This window comes from Burkholderia alba (genome assembly GCF_034721475.1).
Classification (GTDB): domain Bacteria; phylum Pseudomonadota; class Gammaproteobacteria; order Burkholderiales; family Burkholderiaceae; genus Burkholderia; species Burkholderia alba.
In genome coordinates, this window is sequence record NZ_JAWJWL010000015.1 from 56,169 (window position 1) to 78,299 (window position 22,131).

The 22,131-nt window shown below is 68.5% G+C and carries 21 protein-coding genes; 13 read left to right on the top strand and 8 right to left on the bottom strand.

Annotated features, from left to right (window positions below):
* The first annotated feature begins 31 nt into the window (after positions 1 to 31).
* The 4 genes from RZR99_RS18220 (at position 32) to RZR99_RS18235 (ending at position 4,361) form a co-directional block, all read left to right on the top strand.
* Complete coding sequence (locus RZR99_RS18220) at positions 32 to 1,546, top strand: MDR family MFS transporter (protein WP_323121162.1); 1,515 nt, start codon at positions 32 to 34, stop codon at positions 1,544 to 1,546.
* A 266-nt stretch (positions 1,547 to 1,812) separates the two neighbouring features.
* Entirely contained in the window at positions 1,813 to 2,385 is a 573-nt protein-coding gene (locus RZR99_RS18225; protein ID WP_323121163.1) for a GNAT family N-acetyltransferase, read from the top strand.
* A 9-nt stretch (positions 2,386 to 2,394) separates the two neighbouring features.
* Complete coding sequence (locus RZR99_RS18230) at positions 2,395 to 3,255, top strand: MerR family transcriptional regulator (RefSeq protein WP_323121164.1); 861 nt, start codon at positions 2,395 to 2,397, stop codon at positions 3,253 to 3,255.
* Positions 3,256 to 3,383: 128 nt separating this feature from the next.
* The gene (locus RZR99_RS18235) at positions 3,384 to 4,361 is read left to right on the top strand and encodes a sulfonate ABC transporter substrate-binding protein (protein WP_323121165.1); all 978 of its coding nucleotides are present in this window, start codon (positions 3,384 to 3,386) and stop codon (positions 4,359 to 4,361) included.
* Between the two features lie 139 nt (positions 4,362 to 4,500).
* Here RZR99_RS18235 and speB read toward each other — a convergent pair whose 3' ends face one another.
* Positions 4,501 to 5,463: an agmatinase gene (gene speB, locus RZR99_RS18240; RefSeq protein WP_323121166.1), complete on the bottom strand. Its 963-nt coding sequence runs from the start codon at positions 5,461 to 5,463 to the stop codon at positions 4,501 to 4,503.
* Positions 5,464 to 5,656: 193 nt separating this feature from the next.
* Positions 5,657 to 6,034 carry a hypothetical protein gene (locus RZR99_RS18245; protein WP_323121167.1) on the bottom strand — a complete coding sequence of 126 codons (378 nt, stop codon included), beginning with the start codon at positions 6,032 to 6,034 and terminating at the stop codon, positions 5,657 to 5,659.
* Positions 6,035 to 6,449: 415 nt separating this feature from the next.
* On the opposite strand from RZR99_RS18245, the gene RZR99_RS18250 reads away from it, so the two are divergent.
* On the top strand, positions 6,450 to 8,591 hold the full coding sequence (locus RZR99_RS18250) for a TonB-dependent receptor (protein WP_323121168.1): 2,142 nt from the start codon (positions 6,450 to 6,452) through the stop codon (positions 8,589 to 8,591).
* 214 nt (positions 8,592 to 8,805) lie between these two features.
* Complete coding sequence (locus RZR99_RS18255) at positions 8,806 to 9,465, top strand: lysoplasmalogenase (protein WP_323121169.1); 660 nt, start codon at positions 8,806 to 8,808, stop codon at positions 9,463 to 9,465.
* A gap of 18 nt (positions 9,466 to 9,483) precedes the next feature.
* Here RZR99_RS18255 and RZR99_RS18260 read toward each other — a convergent pair whose 3' ends face one another.
* Positions 9,484 to 10,458 carry a LysR family transcriptional regulator gene (locus RZR99_RS18260; protein WP_323121170.1) on the bottom strand — a complete coding sequence of 325 codons (975 nt, stop codon included), beginning with the start codon at positions 10,456 to 10,458 and terminating at the stop codon, positions 9,484 to 9,486.
* Between the two features lie 453 nt (positions 10,459 to 10,911).
* Here RZR99_RS18260 and RZR99_RS18265 point away from each other — a divergent pair, with 453 nt between their 5' ends.
* The 4 genes from RZR99_RS18265 to RZR99_RS18280 are packed head-to-tail and all read left to right on the top strand — an operon-like array spanning position 10,912 to position 15,227.
* Complete coding sequence (locus RZR99_RS18265; RefSeq protein ID WP_323121171.1) at positions 10,912 to 12,483, top strand: flavin-containing monooxygenase; 1,572 nt, start codon at positions 10,912 to 10,914, stop codon at positions 12,481 to 12,483.
* A gap of 28 nt (positions 12,484 to 12,511) precedes the next feature.
* Positions 12,512 to 13,444: an SDR family NAD(P)-dependent oxidoreductase gene (locus tag RZR99_RS18270; protein ID WP_323121172.1), complete on the top strand. Its 933-nt coding sequence runs from the start codon at positions 12,512 to 12,514 to the stop codon at positions 13,442 to 13,444.
* Positions 13,441 to 14,328 (top strand): metal-dependent hydrolase, encoded by an 888-nt coding sequence (locus tag RZR99_RS18275; RefSeq protein WP_323121173.1) that lies wholly within the window; start codon positions 13,441 to 13,443, stop codon positions 14,326 to 14,328. Before RZR99_RS18270 ends, RZR99_RS18275 begins: the two co-directional genes overlap by 4 nt.
* A gap of 5 nt (positions 14,329 to 14,333) precedes the next feature.
* Positions 14,334 to 15,227 (top strand): alpha/beta fold hydrolase, encoded by an 894-nt coding sequence (locus RZR99_RS18280; protein ID WP_323121174.1) that lies wholly within the window; start codon positions 14,334 to 14,336, stop codon positions 15,225 to 15,227.
* On the opposite strand, the gene RZR99_RS18285 is transcribed toward RZR99_RS18280, so the two are convergent.
* Complete coding sequence (locus tag RZR99_RS18285) at positions 15,202 to 15,756, bottom strand: putative glycolipid-binding domain-containing protein (protein ID WP_323121175.1); 555 nt, start codon at positions 15,754 to 15,756, stop codon at positions 15,202 to 15,204. The genes RZR99_RS18280 and RZR99_RS18285 overlap by 26 nt on opposite strands.
* Positions 15,757 to 15,904: 148 nt before the next feature.
* Here RZR99_RS18285 and RZR99_RS18290 point away from each other — a divergent pair, with 148 nt between their 5' ends.
* From RZR99_RS18290 to RZR99_RS18300, 3 genes are read left to right on the top strand one after another with little or no spacing between them, the layout of a single operon-like run.
* Positions 15,905 to 16,786, top strand: coding sequence for an urea transporter (locus RZR99_RS18290; RefSeq protein ID WP_323121176.1), 882 nt, complete (start codon positions 15,905 to 15,907; stop codon positions 16,784 to 16,786).
* Positions 16,764 to 17,537 carry a class II aldolase/adducin family protein gene (locus RZR99_RS18295; RefSeq protein ID WP_323121177.1) on the top strand — a complete coding sequence of 258 codons (774 nt, stop codon included), beginning with the start codon at positions 16,764 to 16,766 and terminating at the stop codon, positions 17,535 to 17,537. Before RZR99_RS18290 ends, RZR99_RS18295 begins: the two co-directional genes overlap by 23 nt.
* Before the next feature lie 30 nt (positions 17,538 to 17,567).
* On the top strand, positions 17,568 to 17,756 hold the full coding sequence (locus RZR99_RS18300) for a 4-oxalocrotonate tautomerase (protein WP_323121178.1): 189 nt from the start codon (positions 17,568 to 17,570) through the stop codon (positions 17,754 to 17,756).
* 370 nt (positions 17,757 to 18,126) lie between these two features.
* Here the strand turns inward: RZR99_RS18300 and RZR99_RS18305 are convergent, their stop codons facing one another.
* The 4 genes from RZR99_RS18305 to RZR99_RS18320 all read right to left on the bottom strand — a co-directional run bounded on the left by RZR99_RS18305 (position 18,127) and on the right by RZR99_RS18320 (position 22,086).
* Positions 18,127 to 18,999, bottom strand: coding sequence for an arylamine N-acetyltransferase family protein (locus RZR99_RS18305; RefSeq protein ID WP_323121179.1), 873 nt, complete (start codon positions 18,997 to 18,999; stop codon positions 18,127 to 18,129).
* Positions 19,000 to 19,109: 110 nt separating this feature from the next.
* Positions 19,110 to 19,745 carry a hypothetical protein gene (locus tag RZR99_RS18310; RefSeq protein ID WP_323121180.1) on the bottom strand — a complete coding sequence of 212 codons (636 nt, stop codon included), beginning with the start codon at positions 19,743 to 19,745 and terminating at the stop codon, positions 19,110 to 19,112.
* Between the two features lie 323 nt (positions 19,746 to 20,068).
* The gene (locus RZR99_RS18315; protein WP_323121181.1) at positions 20,069 to 21,553 is read right to left on the bottom strand and encodes an amidase; all 1,485 of its coding nucleotides are present in this window, start codon (positions 21,551 to 21,553) and stop codon (positions 20,069 to 20,071) included.
* A gap of 392 nt (positions 21,554 to 21,945) precedes the next feature.
* Positions 21,946 to 22,086 carry a hypothetical protein gene (locus RZR99_RS18320; protein WP_323121182.1) on the bottom strand — a complete coding sequence of 47 codons (141 nt, stop codon included), beginning with the start codon at positions 22,084 to 22,086 and terminating at the stop codon, positions 21,946 to 21,948.
* Positions 22,087 to 22,131 lie beyond the last annotated feature (45 nt).

Here is a 22,131-nt window from a genome sequence, read left to right on the forward strand (position 1 = left end):
AGCAAATCAAATGACACGACAACCATCCCCCATGCAAACCTCATCCTCCGTGTCGCCCGCGGACGTCGAGCCGGTCCGGCCGCGCGCGTCCGTCGGACTGACGATCGCCGCGCTGCTGCTGGTCATGCTGCTGTCGGCGCTCGATCAGACCATCGTGTCGACCGCGCTGCCCACCATCGTCGGCGAGCTGGGCGGGCTCGAACAGCTGTCGTGGGTCGTCACCGCGTACCTGCTGGCGTCGACCGTGGTGCTGCCGCTGTACGGCAAGCTCGGCGACCTGTACGGGCGCAAGATCGTGCTGCAGGTCGCCATCGCCCTGTTTCTCGCGGGCTCGGCGCTGTGCGGGCTCGCGCAGGACATGACTCAGCTGATCGTGCTGCGCGCGCTGCAGGGCCTCGGCGGCGGCGGCCTGATGGTGATCACGATGGCCGCGATCGGCGACCTGATCCCGCCCGACCAGCGGGGCCGCTACCAGGGCATGTTCGGCGGCGTATACGGCCTCGCGACCGTGATCGGGCCGCTGCTCGGCGGCTTTCTCGTCCAGCACCTGTCGTGGCGCTGGATCTTCTACATCAACCTGCCGCTCGGCGCGCTGTCGCTCGTCGTGATCGGCGCCGCGTTCCGGCCCCGCACGGCGCACGTGCGCCACCGAATCGACTACCTGGGCGCCGGCTTCCTCGCCACCGCGCTCACCTGCGTCATCCTGTTCACCAGCCAGGGCGGAGCGATCCTGCCGTGGTCGTCGCCGCAGCTGTGGTTCACGCTGGCGCTCGGCCTCGTCGCGGTCGCCGGGTTCGTCTACGAAGAACGGCTCGCCGCCGAGCCGATCATCCCGCTGATGCTGTTCCGGCACCGCACCTTCGTGCTGTGCAGCCTGATCGGCTTCGTCGTCGGCATCTCGCTGTTCGGGTCGGTAACCTTCATTCCGCTGTACCTGCAGGTCGTCAAGGGCTCGACGCCCACCCAGGCCGGGATCCAGCTGCTACCGATGATGGGCGGGATGCTCGTTACGTCGGTCGCGAGCGGGCGGCTCATCACGCGGCTCGGCAAATACCGGCTGTTCCCGATCGCCGGCACGGCGCTGGCCGGCGTCGCGATGCTGCTGCTGTCGACCCTGTCGCTGACCACGCCGCTCTCCACCATGTACCTGTACATGGCGCTGCTCGGCTTCGGGCTCGGGATGGTGATGCCGGTGATCGTGCTCGCGGTGCAGAATGCGGTCGAGTTCCGGCATATGGGCGTCGCCACCTCGGGCACCACGCTGTTCCGCTCGATCGGCGGCTCGCTCGGCGTCGCCGCGTTCGGCGCGCTGTTCTCGAACGGCCTGCACGCGCGGCTGACCGCGCTGCTGCCCCCCGGCGCCGCGCTGCCGGCGTCGCTCGGACCGGGCGCCGTGCATCAGTTGACCGACGCCCTGCGCGATCAGTACCTGCACGCGTTCGCCGGCTCGCTGCATACCGTGTACCTGGCCGCCGCGGCCATCATCGCGATTGCGTTCGCGCTCGCGTGGTTCGTCGAGGACATTCCGTTCAGGAAGGCGGACTGAAGCGCGGAATCGACGATCCGGGGCGGCGCGCCGATTCCGCGAGACCCGCTTCGTTTCGGTTCTGGCCCCCGCTACTCAATGGCCGGTCCCGCCGGCCCCGGCCGCATGGCCGATGCCCCCGATGGCGGGCTCTCAGCGTCCGCCGTCGCCGACGCGCCCGTCCGTCCGGATAGCGGGCATGCCGGCGGCACCGCACCGACGCCGTTTTGCGGGAATTTTTGAACACGGGCATAGTGACGGTTCCAACACGCTGTCCCCGCTTCGCCATGCCTACCGCCGCCGCACCCCTCGCCTGCGTCATCCGCGACGCCACCGACCACGATCTCGATGCGATCCGGGCCATCTACGCGCACCACGTGCTGACGGGCGTCGCGTCGCTGGAAGAAACCCCGCCCGACGCCGCGACGCTGCGTGCCCGGCGCGACGCCGTGCTGCAGCACGGGCTGCCGTATCTCGTCGCGGAAATCGACGGCGAAGTCGCCGGCTACGCGTATGCGACGCCCTACCGGCCGCGCAGCGCCTACCGCTACACGATCGAGGATTCGATCTACATCGCCGATGCGCAGCGTGGCCGGGGCGTCGGACGGGCGCTGCTCGCCGCGCTGCTCGAACGCTGCGAGGGCGGCCCGTGGCGGCAGATGATCGCCGTCATCGCGGACAGCGCGGGCGGCTCCACGTCGCTGCACCAGGCATTCGGCTTCGAGCCGGTCGGCACGCTGAAAGCGGTCGGCTTCAAGCACGGCCGCTGGATCGACACCGCGCTGCTGCAGCGCGCGCTGGGCGGCGGCGCGGGCCATCCGCCCGCCGACTCCGCGCACCGCGCGGCCGGCTCGCGCTAAAATCGCCGCATGCCGAAATCGCCCAAGCCCCTCTCCGCCGACGCCGCGCCCGACGCGGCAACGATCAACGAATACACAGTCGACGAACTCGCACGCGTGTCCGACACCACCGTGCGCAACGTCCGCGCATACCAGGATCGCGGCTTGCTCGCGCCGCCGGAAAAGCGCGGACGGGTCGGCATCTACGACGACACGCACGTCGCCCGGCTGAAGGTCATCAATCACCTGCTCGCGCGCGGCTACACGCTGTCGAACATCCAGGATCTCATCAAGGCGATCGACGACGGCCACGACCTGCGCTCGATCCTCGGCCTCGAAAACGCGATCGGCGGGCGCTGGTCGCACGAGCGCCCGCAAACCTACTCGCTCGCGCAACTGATCCAGATGTTCGGTCCGCAGACGCCCACGTCGCTGTCCCGGGTCGCGGATCTCGGGCTGCTGGAGCGGCGCGGCCTCTCGTTCGTTGCGAAAAGCCCCACGATGCTGGAGGCCGCCGCCGCGATGGTTCGCGAAGGCATCCCCGCCCGCGAACTGCTCGACGCGATGAGCATCGCCCGCCCGCATTTCGACGCGATCGCGCGCGCGCTCGTCGAGCTCGTCGTGCGCCGTCTCGACCGCTACGATGCGGACACGCTGCCGCCCCCCACCGACGTGCCCGAGCTGGTCGACGCGATCTGGCGGCTGCGGCCGCTGTCCGCGGTGTTCGTCGAGGGCGAGATGAACCGCGCGCTCGAAGCGGCTTCGAGCGCGTATCTCGGCGGCCGGGTCGCGACCATCCTCGACAAGAAGCTGAGCGACCAGGCCGCGCGCGACGCCGCCGCGCCCGCCCCCGGCGGCGCGACCGAGAAACCCGCGCGCAAGAAACGATAGGCGCGCGAGCGTCATATTCATATCGGCAATGCTTCGTTTGCGCGAGCCGCTGCTCGTGCGACGATTCTTCGACCCGAGCGGCCGCCTGACGCCGCTCGTTTCGTTGAACGTGACTGGAGAGTGTGCCGATGCTTCGCCTTGCCCGCTGGATTCCCCGAACCGTAGCCGCCGCGCTCGTCTCGATCGTCGCCGTGTCCGCCTTCGCGCAGAGCGGCGACAAGGTGCTGCGCATCGGCTATCAGAAGGCGGGGCTGCTGTCGATCGTCAAGGCGCAGGGTTCGCTCGAACAACGGCTGAAGCCGCTCGGCTACTCGGTCAAGTGGTTCGAATTCCCGGCCGGACCGCAGCTGCTCGAAGCGCTGAACGCGAACAGCATCGACTTCGGCTACACGGGCGCGCCGCCGCCGGTGTTCGCGCAGGCGGGCGGCGTGCGCTTCGTCTATGTCGGCGCCGAGCCGCCCGCGCCGCATAACGAGGCGGTGCTCGTGAAAGCGGATTCGCCGATCAAGGACGTCGCGGGGCTCAAGGGCAGGAAGGTCGCGCTGCAAAAAGGGTCGAGCGCGAACTATCTGCTGCTGAAGGCGCTGCAGAAGGCCGGCGTCCGCTACGAGGACATCCGCCCGGTCTACCTGCCGCCCGCCGACGCGCGCGCCGCGTTCGAAAGCGGCGACGTCGATGCGTGGGTCGTGTGGGATCCTTACTATGCGGCCGCGCAGGACACGCTGAAGGTGCGCACGCTGTCCGACTACACCGGTCTCGCCGGCTCATACAATTTCTACGAGGCGACCCGCGATTTCGCGCAGAACCACCCGGAGATCGTCGGGGCGGTGCTGCAGCAGGCGCGCGCGACCGGACTGTGGGTCAACGCGCATCCCGCCGAAACCGCCGCGCTGCTCGCGCCGAAAGTCGGCCTGAGCCCGGCGCTGGTCGAGAAGTGGGTGAAGCGCGTGCCGTTCGGCGCGGTGCCGATCAACGACCAGATCGCCGCGTCCCAGCAAGGGGTGGCCGATGCGTTCTACGGCGTGAAGCTGATCCCGCAAAAACTCACCGTCGGCGACAACGTCTGGACCGATCGCAACGTTGCGGCGGCACTGGCCGCGAAGTAGGCGCGCGCCGCCTCCGTCGACGACCACGCCCGCTACAGGCCCGGACCTGAAGCGGGCGTTTTTTATCGGCGCGCCCTATGCCGCGCGGGCCCCGCGCCGGCGGCGCGCCGGGCGAGGCCCGCCCCGTCCGCCCTCGCGCTCAGCGCGCACCCACCTTCCTCTGCCGCCACAGACACAGCAGATCGCAGGCGACGTGCGCGGCGGCGATCGCCGTGATGTCGGCATGATCGTAGGCCGGCGCCACTTCCACGACATCCGCGCCGATCAGGTTCACGCCGCCGAGCCCGCGCACGATCGACAGCGCCTGCGCGGACGACAGGCCGCCCGCCACCGGCGTCCCCGTCCCGGGCGCGAACGCGGGGTCGAGGCAGTCGATGTCGAAGGTCAGGTACGCGGGCCGGCCGCCGACGATCTGCGCGATCCGCTCCGCCGCCGCGCGCGGGCCGTGCTCGTGCACCCACGGCGCATCGAGCAGGTTGATGCCCATGAAATCGTCGTTCCATGTCCGGATGCCGACCTGCACCGACGTATGCGGATCGATCAGGCCGTCCTTCACGGCCTTGTAGAACATCGTGCCGTGATTCAGGCTGTCGGGTTCGTCGTCCGCCCAGGTATCGCAATGCGCATCGAAGTGAATCAGCGACAGCGGCTTGCCGTAGCGCTCCGCATGCGCGATCAGCAGCGGATAGGTGATGAAGTGGTCGCCGCCGAGCGTGAGCATCTTCGCGCCGGAGCGCAGGATCGTGCGCGCGTGCTCGACGATCGCGGGCTTGATCGTCAGCGGATTGTGCGCGTCGAACCAGCAATCGCCGTAATCGATCGCGGCGAGATCGTCGAACGGATTGAAACCCCACGGATAGGGATTCAGCTCCGACAACTGCACGCTGGCCGCGCGCACCGCCGCGGGCCCCAGACGCGCGCCCGAGCGAAACGTGGTCGATAGATCGAGCGGCACGCCGGAAATCACGACATCGGCGCCGTCGAGCGTGCGCGTGTACGTCCGGCGCATGAACGACAGCACGCCCGCGTAAGTATTTTCGATCGAGGAACCGTAAAGGGACGAACGGCGGATCGCACCGTCGCCATGGAGGAGTTCGGTCATCGTTGAACCTGCCAGATGAAGCCGGGGCCGCGCTAACGATAGTGTGGGGCGCGCGGCGCGCCGGCACCGGATTCATTGGGAACGCGCGGAGCGGGATGAGGCGCTGCTGCCGTCGCGCTGGCTTGCGAATCCTGTAGCGCAGCCGAGTGGGATCGGGGATCCCGGCTGCGATGATAGCAAGCGGCAGGCGGGGTCAGAAAAAAGTCCTGACGACCAGCGACACGATGCCCGTCACCTGGATGCCCAGCATCCACTTCAGCAGCGTCAGTTCGCCCCTGACGGCGGCGAAGGCGCCGTCCATCTTGCTCTCGAACGAAAGCAGTGCTTTGCCGGTCTGGGTATCGAGCTTGGCGAACATGGCATCCATCCGTTGTTCCGAACCGTTGAGATCGCGCTTCCACATCGTTTCGACCGCCGCGCGCTGCTGATCGAGCCTGACGGACCACGCCGCGCGTTGCGCGTCGAGCGTCTCGCGCAACGCGATGGCTTCGGCCTCCGCGTGCTCGGGCGCGACGCCGGCCGCCTTGAGCCGGTTGGCATACTGAAGCGTGTCGAAATGAGTCGTCGTCATGGCAAATGTCCTGGTGAGAACGACTCTAACCGAAAGCGGCGGGAAAATTTCATCTCTATAACAAACGGCCGACCCCAGGCCGTCGATATCCCTACACGCACCCCGAGAATTGCGTATCGAGAATCATTCTCGATTATTATTTCAAAATATTACAACCCGCGCGGCTGACGCGGCGGCGCGCCGAACTCGCGAGCGCGTCTCACTTCCCTTCCCACTTCGCATGCCCGTCCCGCGGCAGCCGGTGTCGTGCCCGTCCGTTGCGGGCAGCCGGGCGCGCGGCTGTTTCAACCGCTTGTCCGAACCCGTTTCGAGAAAGGATCCCAGCCGTTTTTACCGCCCGGCCGGGCGCGCCGGAAGGCGCGTCATCCGCTGCCGTCCGTCGTTCCGTCATTGCCAACCCATCGCCCGCAGCCCCATGAAGTTCAAGAAAATCAAACAGCAAGCCTGCCACGTCCTCGTGATCGCCACCTCGCTCGCCGGCACCCGCGGCGCGCTCGCCGAGACGCCTGCTTCGACCGAGAAAACCCTGCCGTCGATCGCCGTCAGCGCCGCCGCCGAGCGCGCGCGCTACGATGCGAGCCGCTCGCGCGCCGCGACCAAGACCGACATGTCGCTGATGGACGTGCCGCAGACCGTCAACGTCGTGCCGCACGCGCTCATCGAGGACCAGAACGCCAGCTCGCTGCAAGACGCGCTGCGCAACGTGCCGGGGGTCGGCTTCTCGCTCGGCGACGGCCAGCGCGACCAGATCACGATCCGCGGCTTCAACAGCATCACCGATCAGTACGTCGACGGCATCCGCGACGATGCGCTTTACTATCGCGATCTGTCGAACGTCGAGCGCATCGAAGTGCTGAAAGGCCCCGCCGCCGTGCTGTACGGGCGCGGCTCGGCGGGCGGCCTCGTCAACCGCGTGCTGAAAAGGCCGCTCGCGAACCCGGTGCGCGACGTCGGCGTCACGCTCGGCACCGAGGGCGAGCGGCGCGCCGATTTCGATCTCGGCTGGAACGCGAACGACGCGGCGCGCTTTCGCATGACGGGCGCGACCGAAAACTCGACCAGCTTCCGCGACCCGTTCCACCTGAATCGCCAGGCGATCGCGCCGTCCGCGCAGTTCAGGCTGGACGCCGATACCGTGCTCAACGTCGAATTCGACTATCTGCACGACCGCCGCACCAGCGATCAAGGGCTGCCCGCGTACCGGGGGCGGCCGGTCGACGTCCCGATCGGCACGTACTACGGTTCGGCGAACGCGGCCGATACGTCGTACAACGACGTATCGGCGAAAAGCGCAACCGTGTCGCTCGATCACCGCTTCGACGACAAGCTGTCGTTTCACGGCGCGATCCGCGCGTACGACTTCTCGCTCGAACGGAAGAACTACCCGACCTATGCGCCGATCAAGCCCGCCGTCCGACCGACCGTCACGATCGACCAGTCGACCCGCCAGCGCACCGACCACGGCATCGACGGCGTGTTCGAGCTGACGCAGAAAACCTCGCTGTTCGGCATGAAGCACGAACTGCTGTACGGCATCGAGCTGTCGCAGCAGCAGAAGTTCGACACGATCTACTCGGTCTCGAAGGTTGCGACCTACGACCTCTACAACCCGCAGCTCGTCGATCTCCCCGGGGTGCCAGCCGGCGCGCCGGCGAAGACCAACGCGGCGACCGTGACGGGCCTCGTCGGCGTCTACGCGCAGGATCTCGTATCGCTGACCGAGCAATGGAAACTGCTGGCCGGCCTGCGCTTCGACTACCTGAGCCAGATCCGTCACGACTACACCACGGCGAACCTCAACCTGAACCGCAGCGACCGCGCATGGAGCCCGCGCGTCGGCCTGATCTACGAACCGTTCGACTGGATGACGCTGTATGCGTCGTACAGCCAGTCGTTCTCGCCGCTCGCCGACACGCTGATCAGCGCCGGCGCGTTCGCGAACGGCGCCGCGCTCGCGCCGCAGAAAACCACCGCGTATGAAGTCGGCTCGAGATTCGATCTCGGCGGCAAGTCGATGGCGAGCGTCGCGCTGTTCGACATGCGCCAGACCAGCCAGCAGATCGGCGATCCGTTCCATCCCGGCTATGCGTTGCCGATCGGCACCCAGCACGTGCACGGTTTCGAGCTCGGCTATTCCGGCGAATTCGCGCCGAAGTGGTCGGTGTACGCGGGCTATGCGTACCTGAACGGCACGGTCGACGGCTCGCCGCAGGCAACCTCGGCCGGCGTCGCGCTCGCGAGCAACACGCCGGGGCTGATGCCGCGCCACAGTGCCAGTCTCTGGCTCAAGCGCGAGTTGCCGTACGGCTTCTATGCGGCGGCGGGTACGCAATTCCAGTCGGCGCGCTACGCATCGGCGAGCGATGCCGTCACGCTGCCGTCGTTCATGATTTTCAATCTCGGCGCCGGCTATCGCAGCAAACGGGTCGACGTGACGCTCACGCTCGACAACCTGTTCGACCGCAAGTATTTCATCTCCGCGCACGGCAACGCGGATCTGTACAACATGCCGGGCGAGCCGCGCACGCTGACGGCGGCGGTGAAATGGCATATGTGAGCGACGGCTCGACCGTCGCGACGGACGGACGGGCCGCCCGATACCGCGCGACGCGACATCGCGCGGTATCGGTTTAGAAGGATTCGCCGGTTCGCCCCAAGGGCTTCTTCTCCATAATGCGTTACCGCGCCGCGCCCGGCCCCAGCGCCCGGATGTGGCGCGCGCAACCCCGCGCAACCCTCTAACGCATCCGCGCCCGGAGACCCCTCCCGCCATGTTGCCCACCCTGCCCGGCCGCACCCGCGGCCCGTGGTTCGCCGCCGTGCTCGCGGCGCTGCTCTACGGACTCTCGTTGCGCGTCGCGCCCTATGCGGGCCAGCCGGCCGCCAAGGCGGCGATGGGCGTCCTGCTGCTGTGGGCCGCGTGGCGGCATGCCCCCGCGCGCGAGCGCGCCTGGCTCGCCGTCGCGCTCGCGACCGCCGTGCTGGGCGACGTGCTGCTCGCGATCCCGCAGTGGCCGCTGTCGTTCGTCGGCGGCCTGGGCGCGTTCCTGTTGACGCATCTCGCGTACTGCGGGCTGTTCGCGCCGTGGCGCGCCGCCCCGCGCGGCTGGCGCGCGGCGGCGCTCGTCGCGCTGTGGCTCGCGGCGCCCGCGCTGTACGCCGCATTCTTTCCGCATCTGCTCGCGCTGGCGGTGCCGGTCGCGGTCTATATCTTCGTGCTGTGCGCAATGGCGACTTTCGCGCTCTGCGCGCGGACGCCCGGCGCGCAGGTGGCGCTGGGCGGACTGGTGTTCGTCGCGTCCGATGCGCTGATCGGCATCGACCGCTTTCTCGGCGCATTCGGCGGCAGCGACTATGCGATCTGGTTCTGCTACGCGCTCGCGCAGTTGACCATCGTCGCGGGCGTGCTGCGCCGGCAGGCGCCGGCCTGACCCGCCCGCGACATCGGGTCAGGCCGTCGCGACGCGACGGCTCGTACCGCTCGCCTTCGGCGCGGGTTCGCTGCGCGGGCGCGGCTCGCCCTCGACGGCCGGCATCGAACCGAACAGTTCCGCGAGCCAGTCGGCGAACACTCTGACCTTCGTCGACAAATGCCGGTTGTGCGGATAGACGAGCGAAATCGGCTTCGGCTTCGGGTTGTACGCCGGCAGCACCTCCTGCAGCGAGCCGTCGAGCAGGGACGGCAACACCATGAACAGCGTCGGCTGGATCAGGCCGAACCCCTCGACGCCGCAGGTGACGTACGCATCCGAATCGTTGACGGTGACGAGGCTATTCATCTTCACCTCGACCGGCTTGCCGTCGACCAGAAAAATCCACGGCACCGCGCGGCCGGTGTGGCTCGCCCGGTAACTGACCTCGCGGTGCCCGGCCAGGTCGGCGATCTCCCGGGGCTCGCCGTACTTCGCCAGATAACCGGGCGACGCGCAGGTGACCCGCTTCAACATCCCGACCCGCCGCGCGACCATCGACGAATCCTCCAGCGGACCGACCCGGATCATGCAGTCGAGCCCTTCCTCCACCGGGTCGACGAGCCGGTCCGACAGGCCGAGATCCAGTTCGATGTCCGGGTAGCGCTGGTGAAACACCGATAACGCGGGAATCACGAGCCGGCGCCCGATCGCGCCGGGCATGTGGATCCGCAGCGTGCCGCTGGGCTTGCGGTTGCCGGCCTGGAAGCTCGCGTCGGCTTCCGAGATTTCCGTCATGATCTTGATGCAGTGCTCGTAATAGGCGGCGCCGTCGGGCGTCAGCGACAGCCGGCGCGTCGTCCGGTTCATCAGGCGCACGCCGAGCAGCGCCTCGAGGTTCTGAATGATCGTCGTCACCGATGCGCGCGGCATCGCGAGCGTCTCGGCCGCCCGCGTGAAGCTGTTGGCGTCGACCACGCGCGTAAAGACTTCCATCGCTTGAATCCGGTCCATGTTTCCCCCTCAGCTCGACAACGGATCAGCATAGAGCGTCGCACCGGCCGCACACAAGGCAGGACGCGATTATTCGGCATGACCGATCAATGCGAGGCCGACGCGCGGCGCGCGGAAGCGCGCGATCCCCTGAATGAAATGAGTTTTCGGGCCGGATCGTGCGCGGCAGCGCGGTCCGCGAACCGCCGTCCGGTGCGCGTCGGCCAGGACGGAGGTACGCAAACGGCGGCGCGCCGACCGCGCCCGGCCGCCGCCGGCGCCGCCGGCGCCGCCGGACAAGAACGCCAATTCTCCTTCCCGTTCAATCTCTTACGAAACCCCGACCCGGTCGATCTCGCCGCCCGCTCGCGCCCTAGAGGGAGACGTCTACCCTCTTGCGAATTCCGTTACGGCAGCCTATTGTTACATCATTCAATGTAACAGTTAAAAATGAGCCAGAACGGAGACACCTGGATGAATGCGCGCACCCCGCCTTTCGCCCCGCCCGGCGGCGACGGCGCTGACGAATCCATCGACATCGCGATCATCGGCACCGGATTCGCCGGTCTCGGGATGGCGATCCGTCTGCGCCAGAGCGGCGTGACCGACTTCGTGGTGCTGGAAAAAGCCGATTCGGTCGGCGGCACGTGGCGCGACAACCACTACCCCGGCTGCGCATGCGACGTGCAATCGCATGTCTATTCCTTCTCGTTCGCGCCGAACCCGCTGTGGACGCACATGTTCGCGCCGCAGCCGGAGATCCGCGCGTATCTGAACCGCTGCGTCGAGCGCTTCGGAATCGGCCAGCACCTGCGCTTCGGCCACGAACTCGCGAGCGCGGCCTACGACGAAGCCGCGCATCGCTGGCGCCTGGTGTTCGCGAACGGCAAACGGCTCGATGCGCGCGTGCTGATCTCCGGAATGGGCGGCCTGTCGCGGGCCGCGATGCCGGCGATTCCCGGCGTCGAGCAGTTCGCCGGCAAGGCCTTCCATTCGCAGCAATGGGATCACGACTATCCGCTCGACGGCAAGCGCGTCGCCGTGATCGGCACCGGCGCGAGCGCGATCCAGTTCGTCCCGCAGATCGCGCCGCGCGTCGCGCAACTGGCGCTGTTCCAGCGCACCCCGCCGTGGATCATGCCGAAGCCCGACCGGCAGCTGTCGCGGTTCGAGCAATGGATGTTCCGCGCGCTGCCGTTCACGCAGCAGATCATCCGCAGCGGCCTGTACTGGATGCTCGAGTCGCGGGTGCTCGGTTTCGCGATTCATCCGTCGCTGATGAAGAACGTGCAGAAGCTCGCGGTGAAACACATCCGCCGCCAGGTGCCCGATCCGGTGCTGCGCGAGACCGTCACGCCGAACTACACGCTCGGCTGCAAGCGCGTGCTGATCTCGAACGACTATTACCCGGCGCTGTCGCGCGACAACGTCGACGTCGTCACGACGGGCATCGAGCGGATCGACGCGAACGCCGTCGTCACGACGGACGGCGTGCGCCATGAAGTCGACTGCCTGATCTACGGCACCGGCTTCCAGGTCGCCGATCCGTTCCCGCGCGGCGTGATCCGCGGCCGCGGCGGCGTCGACATCGTCGATACCTGGCGCGACGGCGCGCACGCGTACCTCGGCACCACGCTGCCGGGCTATCCGAACTTCTTCATGCTCGTCGGGCCGAACACCGGCCTCGGTCACAACTCGATGGTGTTCATGATCGAATCGCAGATCGAATACATCCTGGGCGCGCTGAAGGCGATGCGCACCGGGCAAGCCGACGCGATCGAGGTGCGGCCGCTCGTCGAGGCGGAATACAACAACCAGCTGCAGCAGAAGCTCAAGCGCGCGATCTGGTCGACGGGCGGTTGCAAGAGCTGGTATCTCGACCCGCGCACCGGCAAGAACACGACGCTCTGGCCCGGCTTCACCTGGCGCTTCCGGCAGGCCACCGCCCGCTTCTCGATGGCGGACTACCACGCCTATGCGGCGCCGCGCCGCGATGCCCTCGCCGCGCCCGCCGCCGCCCCCGCGCGCTCGGCCGAAGCCGCCTGACCACGACACGGATACGGAACTCGTCATCATGAAAGATTTCGCCAACAAGGTCGCCGCGATCACGGGCGCGGGCTCGGGCATGGGCCGCTCGCTCGCGCTGCAGCTCGCGCAGGCGCAGTGCCACCTGTCGCTCGCCGACAAGAACGCGGTCGGCCTCGCCGAAACCGAACGGATCGTGCGCGCGCTCGCGCCGTCGGTGCGCGTGACGACGCGCGTGCTCGACGTTGGCGAGCGCGCCGCGATGTATGCATGGGCCGACGACACGGCGGCCGAGCACGGCCGCGTCAACCTGATCTTCAACAACGCGGGCGTCGCGCTGTCGAGCACGATCGACGGCATGGAATACAGCGATCTCGAGTGGATCATGAACATCAACTTCTGGGGCGTGGTGTACGGCACCAAGGCATTCCTGCCGTACCTGAAGGCATCCGGCGACGGCCACATCGTCAACACCTCGAGCATCTTCGGCATCTTCGCGCAGCCCGGCATGAGCGCGTACAACGCGACCAAGTACGCGGTGCGCGGCTTCACCGAGTCGCTGCGCCAGGAACTCGACATGATGAAATGCGGCGTGTCGGCCACCTGCGTGCACCCCGGCGGCATCCGCACCAACATCGCGCAGTCGAGCCGCATCTCGCAGAGCATGCTCGGTTTCATGGTCGACAGCGAACAGCAAGGCCGGGACGATTTCGAGAAATTCTTCATCACGACGGCGGACGACGCCGCCCGCACCATCCTGCGCGGCGTGCGCCAGAACCAGCGCCGCGTGCTGATCGGACGCGACGCGCGCGGCGCCGACTGGCTCGCGCGCACGCTGCCCGCCGCCTATCAGGTGCTGGTCGTGATGGCCACCCGCCGCGAGCGCGCGAAGGCGCGCCGCCGCGCGGGGGGCGCGACGCCCGTGCCCGCGCCGGCGCATGCCAACTACAACGACACAGGCAAACAGGGAGAAACATCATGATGCCGATCCGTCGCGACATCCGCTTCGCGTTACCGCCCGAGCGCGCGTGCGACTGGCACGTCGAAGGCGCGCCGGTCACGCATTTCTTCAACGCGCTGTCGCTGCTGTTTCCGGCGGGCGAGCGCTTCTTCATGGATTCGGTCCGTCACTACCGCGACCGGATCCACGATTCCGAATTGAAGAAGCAGGTGCACGGTTTCATCGGCCAGGAGGCGATGCATACCCGCGAGCACGTCGAATACAACGACCTGCTGCAGTCGGCGGGCCTGCCCGCGCACAAGCTGGACGCGCGCCTGTGGTGGATCCTGGGCATGGCGCGCAAGATCCTGCCGCCGTCGCTGCAGCTCGCGCAGACCGTCGCGCTCGAACACTACACGGCGATGCTCGCCGACCTGCTGCTCGCCGACCAGGGCAAGCGGATCGAAGGCTCGGTCGACGGCTACACGCAGATGTGGATGTGGCATGCGCTCGAGGAAACCGAACACAAGGCGGTATCGTTCGACGTGTGGAATCTCGTCGTCGAGCCCGGCGTGAAACGCTACCTGATGCGCACCGGCACGATGCTGCTCACGACGGTGCTGTTCTGGGTGATCGTGTTCGACTTTCACGTGCGCCTGATGATCGCGCACCGCCGCGGTCGCGGCAAACCGGGCGGCATGTGGCGGCTGCTGAAATTCCTCTACGCGCCGGGCGGCGTGTTCCCGGGCATCGCGCTCGAATGGCTGCGCTTTTTCAAACCGGGCTTTCATCCGTGGGATCACGACAATCGTCAGCATCTGGCGCGCATCGACGGCCTGATCGCCAAGATCGACCAGACCAACGCGCGCTACGCCGCGCAAGCCGCGCCGCGCCGCGTGCCGCTGCATCCGGCGCAGCAGGCCTGAACGCGATGGCCGCCGTGCGCGAGACCCTCACAGTCCAATCCGGCGGCGTGCGGCTCGCCGTCTACCTGAGCGGACCGCGCGACGCGCCGCCGCTGATCCTCGTGCACGGCTATCCGGATTCGGCGCGCGTGTGGGACCGTGTGCGCGACGAGCTGGATTCGCGCTACCGCGTGATCGCCTACGACGTGCGCGGCGCGGGTGCGTCCGACGCGCCGCCGCACCGGGCGGACTACAAGCTGGCGCTGCTCGCCCGCGATCTGCTCGCCGTGGCCGACGCCGCCTGCGGCAACCGGCCGTTCCATCTGGTCGGGCATGACTGGGGATCGATCCAGTGCTGGGAGGCCGTCACCGATCCGGCGGTGAAGCCGCGCATCGCGTCCTATACGTCGATCTCCGGACCGTGCCTCGATCACGTGTTCCGCGCGCCGCTCGATCTCGGACAGTCGCTGAAATCCTGGTATATCGCGTTCTTTCACCTGCCGTTCGTCCCGGAGCTGGTGTGGCGGCTCGGCGGCGCGGCACTGTGGCCGCAATGGCTGCGCCGCACGGAACGGGTACGCGTCGAAGCGGACCCCGACCAGCTGCGCAACGGCCTGCACGGACTCAAGCTCTACCGGGCCAATTTCGTCGAGCGCGCGCGGCGGCCGCGCGAACGCTACGCGCAGGCGCCCGTGCAGATCCTCGTACCCCGCTACGACCGTTACGTGACCCCCGCGATGTCGATGAATCTGGATCGCTGGCTCGGTCCGCACCGGCGCGAGGAACTCGCCGCCTCGCACTGGACGGTGATCCGCGACGCCGCCCTGATCGCGGACCGGATCGACCGCTTCGCCGCCGCGAACGAACGCCCGGCGCTACCGGCCGACGGCCCGCTCAGCGCCCCTCGGGCAAGCGCCTGAACAGCGTTTCGTAGTCGATCACGAGTCCGTCCGCATCGATGTCCATCTCCGCGGTGAAATCGCGGAAGATGCCTTCGTAGCGATAGCGGCGGCCGGGCTCGAGACACGCATACGCTTGCTGGACGCGCGACACCTTCAGGTCCGGCGTCGAGACGTAGACGACGTCGATCGGCCGGCGCTCGCCGCGCGCGAGCCCGAGGCGGCGGATCGGCAGCGTGTTCGTATAGGGTGTCGCCGCGATATCGATGTCGATGCAGCCGTCGAGCTGGGGCAGCGGCGCGCCGGCCCCGTCCCGCCAGCGGCCCTCGCCGTCGCCGTGCAGCTCGAGCGTGCCGCCGCCCATCACCTTGAGGACCGCATGCGTTACGCGCCACCGCGGATCGCAGACCACCCGGTACGCGAGCCCGTAGCTGCGCCCGTAGCGTTGCCCGACCACCGCGCTTTCCGCGACGAAGCCCGCCGCGCTGCGCTCGAACGCCAGATGTTCGATTCCGTCGCCCTCCAGCGACGCCCATCGCACTTCCCGCATCTCCGTCTCCCGTCTGCGCCGCGCCGGACGGCCCGGCACGAAACCGCGCCATCGTAGCGCAAATAGCCGGTATCAAGCGGCCGCTATCCCGTAGCCGGCCGTTGTGGCCTATGCTCGCGCATCGTCCCTCGTTTCCGCCACGCCCCTCATGACCGCCGCCGTTCCCGTCACCCGTCCGGCCGAGTTGCGCACGCTGCTGCGCGGCCTCGGACAGATCGTGCTGCAGGCCAACGCGGCGACGGGTGCCTGCCTGCTCGCGGCGCTCGCGCTGGCGAACCTGCGCGCCGCCGCCGCGGCGCTGATGGGCGCGGCCGCGGCGAATATCGTCGGGCTGCTCGCCGGAGGCGATCGCGACGACGCGCGGCAAGGCCTGCACGGGTTCAACGGCGCACTGGCCGCGCTGGCGGCGGTCAGCTTCGTGCGGGATGCATCGACCGCGTTCGGTCTCGCGCTCCTCGCGGCAACGGCGGCGGGCCTGCTGTACGGGCCGTTCGCCGGCCGGCTGCGCCGCCGCGCGCTGTGCTGCTATTCGAGCCCGTGCCTCGCGGCCACCGCGCTGTGGCTGCCGCTGGTGCCGGCGGCCCCCGCGACCGGCGGGCCGGCGCCGTGGACGCTGGCGAGCGGCTTCGGCGGCAGCGTCGCCGCGCTTGCTCAGATCGCATTCGCGCGAGGCGTGCTGTCCGGCGCGCTGGTGCTGGCGGGTATCGCGATTTCGTCGCGCCGCGACGCGCTGTACGCGCTCGGCGGCGCGCTCGCCGGATCGGCGCTGCTGGTCGCGGCAGGCGCCGGCGGCGCGGCGCTGCACGCCGGCCTGCTCGGCTTCAACGGCGCGCTGACGGCGATCGCGCTGGCCGGATACGGACTCGCGATCGCATTGCCCGGCGTGCTGGCCGCCGCCCTCCTGCAACTGCTCGCCATGCATGCCGGCGTGACGAGCCTGACCACCCCCTTCGTGCTCGCGACATGGCTGATGCTCGCCGCGAGGAGCCCCTTCACCGGAGCCGCCGATGTCGTTCACCCATCACGCTGACGTACGCCGCGCCGACGGCCCGATGTCCGACGCCGAACGCCGCACCCGCGTCGATCTCGCCGCCGCCTACCGGCTCGCGGCGCTCAACGGCTGGGACGACCTGATCTACACGCATCTGTCGGCGAGCGTGCCGGACGCCCCGGGGCATTTCCTGATCAATCCGTTCGGGCTGGGCTTCGAGGAGGTGTGCGCGTCGAATCTCGTGAAAATCGACCTCGACGGCGCACAGATCGGCGACAGCGGCTACGCGGTCAACGTCACCGGTTTCGCGCTGCACGCCGCCGTGCACGCGGCGCGCGCCGACGCGCAATGCGTGATGCACCTGCACAATACCGCGGGCATCGCGGTGTCGATCCAGCGCGACGGCTTGCTGCCCGCTTCGCAGCACGCGCTGCGCTTTCATGGCGTGCTTGCCTATCACGCGTATGAAGGGCTCGCGTTCACGCCGGAGGAAGGCGCGCATCTGAGCGCGCAGCTCGGCGACCGGCCCGCGATGCTGCTGCGCCATCACGGCACGCTGACCGTCGGCCGCACGATCGCCGAAGCCTACGTGCTGATGGCGACGCTCATCAAGGCCTGCGAGATCCAGTTGCTCGCGCAGGCCGGCGCCGGGCCGCTCGTGCTGCCCGAACCCGCGGTCGCACGACGCACGGCCGACCAGCTGCGCGACGGCGGCGCAATCGAAGGGGAACTGGAATGGCCGGCGCTGCTGCGCAGGCTCGACCGGCTCGATCCGTCCTATCGCAACTGATCCACCATCGAACGACAGGAGCCATCCGGCATGCCGACTTTTCATATCGAACTCTTCGAGGGCCGCACGCTCGAGCAGAAACGCCGCTTCGTCGAAGCGATCACGCGGGTGACCTGCGACACCCTCGGCTGCGAGCCGGGATCGGTCGACATCATCCTGACCGACGTGAAGAAGGAGAACTGGGCGACGGCCGGCAAGCTGTGGTCCGACGAACGGTAGCGTCGACGGCGGATTGAATATGCATGCCTGCCGGTGCGGAAAGATCGGGGTCGTGTGGATCGCTGCTCCGGCGTCGCGGGTTCGCCGACGGCGCGGTCCGTGCAGTGACGCAGCGGCTGTCGGCGCGGCGCGCCGCACAACGGTCGATGCGCGAGGTCGATGCGATGCCTCGCATCCGCCGAAGTCGCAGGACCGCTAACGGTCCGCGCCTCGCATCGTTTGCCGCGACTTCACGGCTTTCACGCAGCGCATCGGACAAGTCGCACGCGGCACCGTGAACGAGATCGCGCAGCGGGCCTCCGACCACGCCCTCGGATCGCCTGCCCGGCTCCTGTACTGGAACGATCCCTCGCGGGCGACGGCACCGCCCTCACACGTGCGCCACGGGCGCCGACCTTGCTTCCGCCTCCGCCAGTTCGTCGCCGCGCGCCTGCGCGCGGGCGAACAGCGCGGCGGAATCGAACCCGGTCAAATCCAGCCCGAACTGCTCGCGCAGACAGGCGGCCCACGCCGTCGCATCGGTCAGCCGCTCGACTCGCGCATGGCCGTCGAGCCCGCGCACGGTCAGCGTCTCGTTGACGAGATTCGCTCGGCCGTCCGGCAACACGCGGCACACGATCAGCTCGTTCAGGAAGATCGACGCGGGATACGTGGACGTGAACCAGTTCGCGACGTCGTAATCGATCCACTCCACCGGCCTCAGCGCGAACCGGTACATCGTCCTCCAGCCGTCGGGCGTGCCGAACTCGCTCTCCAGCTCGCCCGCCACGCCCGACTCGACCAGCCGGAACACGCCATGCCGCGCCTCCTGCGCCTCGTTCAGCACGTGACGCAGCGGCATGGTCTGCGTGGCCGAGCCGAAACCGACGTCGACAAACCAAGCGTCGCCGCCGAGGTCGACGCGCAGCAGCATATGCGACTGCGCGGCCCGCGCATCGCGCGGCTGCCGCCACAGCACGCGCGCGATCAGCGGCGACACGCGAAAGCCGATCCGCGTCAGCACCGCGTGGAACAGCTTGTTCTGCTCGAAACAATAGCCGCCGCGCCGGTGCCCGACGAGTTTGTCCGCGATCGCGTCGAGGTCGAGATCGACGCGGCCGCCGGTGTACGGCGTGAGATTTTCGAACGGAATGGCCTGCGGATGCAGCAGATGCAAGCGGCACAACACGTCGAGCGTCGGCTCGACGGGACCGTCGTAGCCGATTCGGGCGAAATAGCGGGAAAGATCGAAGAGGTCGCGCATGGGGCCACGCTGTCGGGGCTGGAAGGCCACACATTAGCACTGCGCGGATCGCCCCGCGCGAATAGCGCGCGACCCGTGCCACCTGCGCGCGCCGGCGGCGGACGGCACGCTCAGCGCAGCAGTTCGAGCGCCGACGTCGCGACGGGCGGCACCGCCATGCCGTGGCTCACCGCGAACCGCACCGCCAGGCGCAGCGTGCTGCCGATCGACAGCAATTCGTTTCGCGCATTCCGGGCAATGAACGATGCCGCGCTCGGGTTGCCCGGATCGAGACGCGTCTGCGAGGACGGTGGCGGCGGATTCGCCCCATCCGGATGGTCGAGCCCGGAGCGCAACTGCGCATATTCGACGACGCCCTGACCCAGCGAAACAAGCCCCTCGCTGAACCCGGCCGGGTCGATGGGCGCCAGCCCGGCGCCGCCGCTCGCGAAAGCCTGCGCCAGCGCCTGCGCCACCGATTGCTGCGCCCCGCCGACCTGCGACAGCGCGGCCGGCGTGAGCGCGCCCGCACCGCCGGCCAGCACGCTCCCGGCCTGCCGGGCCTGGCCCGCCGCGCCCGCCAGCCCGAGCGCCGACGCAAGGCTCGACTGCCCGGCCAGCACCCGCCGGTTCGCGTCGAGATAGACGCGTAGCAACGGCGACGCGCCGGACGGCGCGACGGCCGCCGGCCCCGCTCCGCCGGCGGGCTGCGACGCGGCGCGATCCGTCCCGTCGAGCTGCGCGTGAACCACGCTGCTCGCAAGCATCCCGCCCACGATCCAGCCCCATGCCCATCGCCTGCCTGGCGCGGTGCCCGTCATCCCGTCTGCTCCCTGTCGAAACCGGTCGACTGAAATTGTCGGCGGCACATCAGGGGCGATGCAATCCCGGATACAACTGGAAACGTATCGCCTGGGTGCGGTTCGGGCGGTGTCCGGCGGCACCCTCCGTATTTCATCGCGCTTTCGGCGGCCGTGCGTGCCGTGAGCGCCGTATCGACCCGCGTCTTTCGGCAACCGACATCGCATCCGCGCGACTGCGGCCGGACAACGGCTCGCGACGATCCGATTCGATCCGAAGGCTGCCGGCGTCAGGCTCCCGTCAACGCCGGCCGGCGCATCCCGACCCAGTCCCGCTCCTGTTCGTAAGCGCGCGCGAGCTGCAGCACCGAGAAGTCGTCGCGCGGGCGGCCGATCAGCTGCATCCCCGTCGGCAGCCCCGCCGCGCCGAAACCCACCGGCACGCTCATGACCGGACAGCCGGCGAGCGTCCACGGCACGACGGTTTCCATCCAGCGGTGATAGGTATCCATCGCGCGCCCCGCGATCTCGCCGGGCCAGCGGGCCGTCACGTCGAACGGAAAAACCTGCGCGGCCGGCGCGGCGATGTAATCGTAGCGCTCGAAGAACGTACTCAACGCCTGGTACCACGCGCTGCGCTCCATGCTCGCGTGATACACGTCGGCGGCGCTTATCCCGAGCAGCCCCTCGACTTCGTAGATCGCCTCGGGCTTCAGCAGGGCGCGACGCGCCGGATCGCGGTAGTGCATCAGCAGACCGCCGCCCGACAGCAGATGCCGATGGGCGAGCCAGATCCGCCAGATGCGTTCCGGCTCGAACGGCGGCAGCGCCGCGTCGATGTCGCAGCCGATCGCGCGCAACGCATCGAAGCTCGCTTCGCACAGATCGAGCACGCCCGGCTCCGTCGCGAGATAACCGTTCCAGTCGCCGACCCACGCGATGCGCTTGCCGCGCAGGTCGGCCTCGAGCGATTGCGCGAAGCGCCGCGGGTCCTCGTCGAGCGACAGCGGATCGTGCCGGTCGTAGCCCGCCTGGATCGCGAGCAGTTGCGCGACGTCCGTGACGGTGCGGCCCATCGGGCCTTCGGTGCCGAGCTGCTGCACGAACACGTCCAGGCTCGGCCAGCGCGGCACGCGTCCCTGCGACGGGCGAAAGCCGTAGACGTTGCAGAACGCGGCGGGATTGCGCAGCGAGCCGCCGAAATCGCTGCCGTCGGCAACGGGCAGCATCCGCGCCGCGAGCGCCGCCGCCGCGCCACCGCTGCTGCCGCCCGCGCTTTTCGTCGGATCGTAGGGATTGCGGGTCGCGCCGTACACCTCGTTGAACGTGTGCGACCCCAGCCCGAACTCCGGCGTATTGGTCTTGCCGATGAACACGGCGCCCGCCGCGCGCATGCGGGCGACGCACACGCCGTCGGCCGACGGCATCATGGTGCGGAAGATCGGCGAGCCCATCGTCGTCACGATGCCGCGCGTCATCGCCAGATCCTTGGGTGCCTGCGGCACGCCGTGCAGCCAGCCGGCGGCATCGCCGCGCGCGAGCGCCGCGTCCTTGTCCGCGGCCTCGTCGAGCAACGCCGCGCGGTCGCGCAGCGCGACGATCGCATTGATCGCACCGTTCACGCGCTCGATGTGATCGAGATACGCCCGCATCGTCTCGACGCACGACACCGCCTTGCGCCGGATCGCATCGGACAGCGCATGGGCCGGCATCTCGACGATCGGGTCGAGCGGCGCGGGAGAGGAACGGGAAGGCAAGGACGTACCGGCGGGCATGAGGTCTCCGATATCTTGATCTGGCGGGAGGGCAACGCCGCGCGGGCGGTGGCGGATGCGCCGGAGGCGCGGCGGCGTCGGCATCTTGCGCTCGATTATATGAACGCAGACCGATCGCCGCGCTCGAACGCCCGCTGTTTATTCATGATTTTGCCGGCGACGATCTATTTCGAATCCCGATGAATCCCGCTCGACCGCCGATTCGGCACGCGGATTCGGCACGCGGATTCCGGCGGCCCTCATGCATGTCGCTGTGCCCGGCGTGACGGGTCCGCGCGATATCGTCAGCGTCTCCATGCCGGAGCAAATATCGCCTGGCCAATTATTTCCAATATGCGGCATACCCTGGATCGAGGTGATTTATGCGCATAAACTTATATTTTTTATAATTTTTATTGTGCGACAAATATCGGGCCACCCGGTTTCAGGCCGGACGGCGGCATCGCGTCTCGGCCAACGCGCAATAAATAGTGATCGCCGTCGAACTCGAGCGGCTTGCGATCATCAGCGTTCGCGCCGAGATCGTTGGGCATCCTATACGTGCCCCCTCTCGACGGAGTCGATCCTTCGCACGTGGA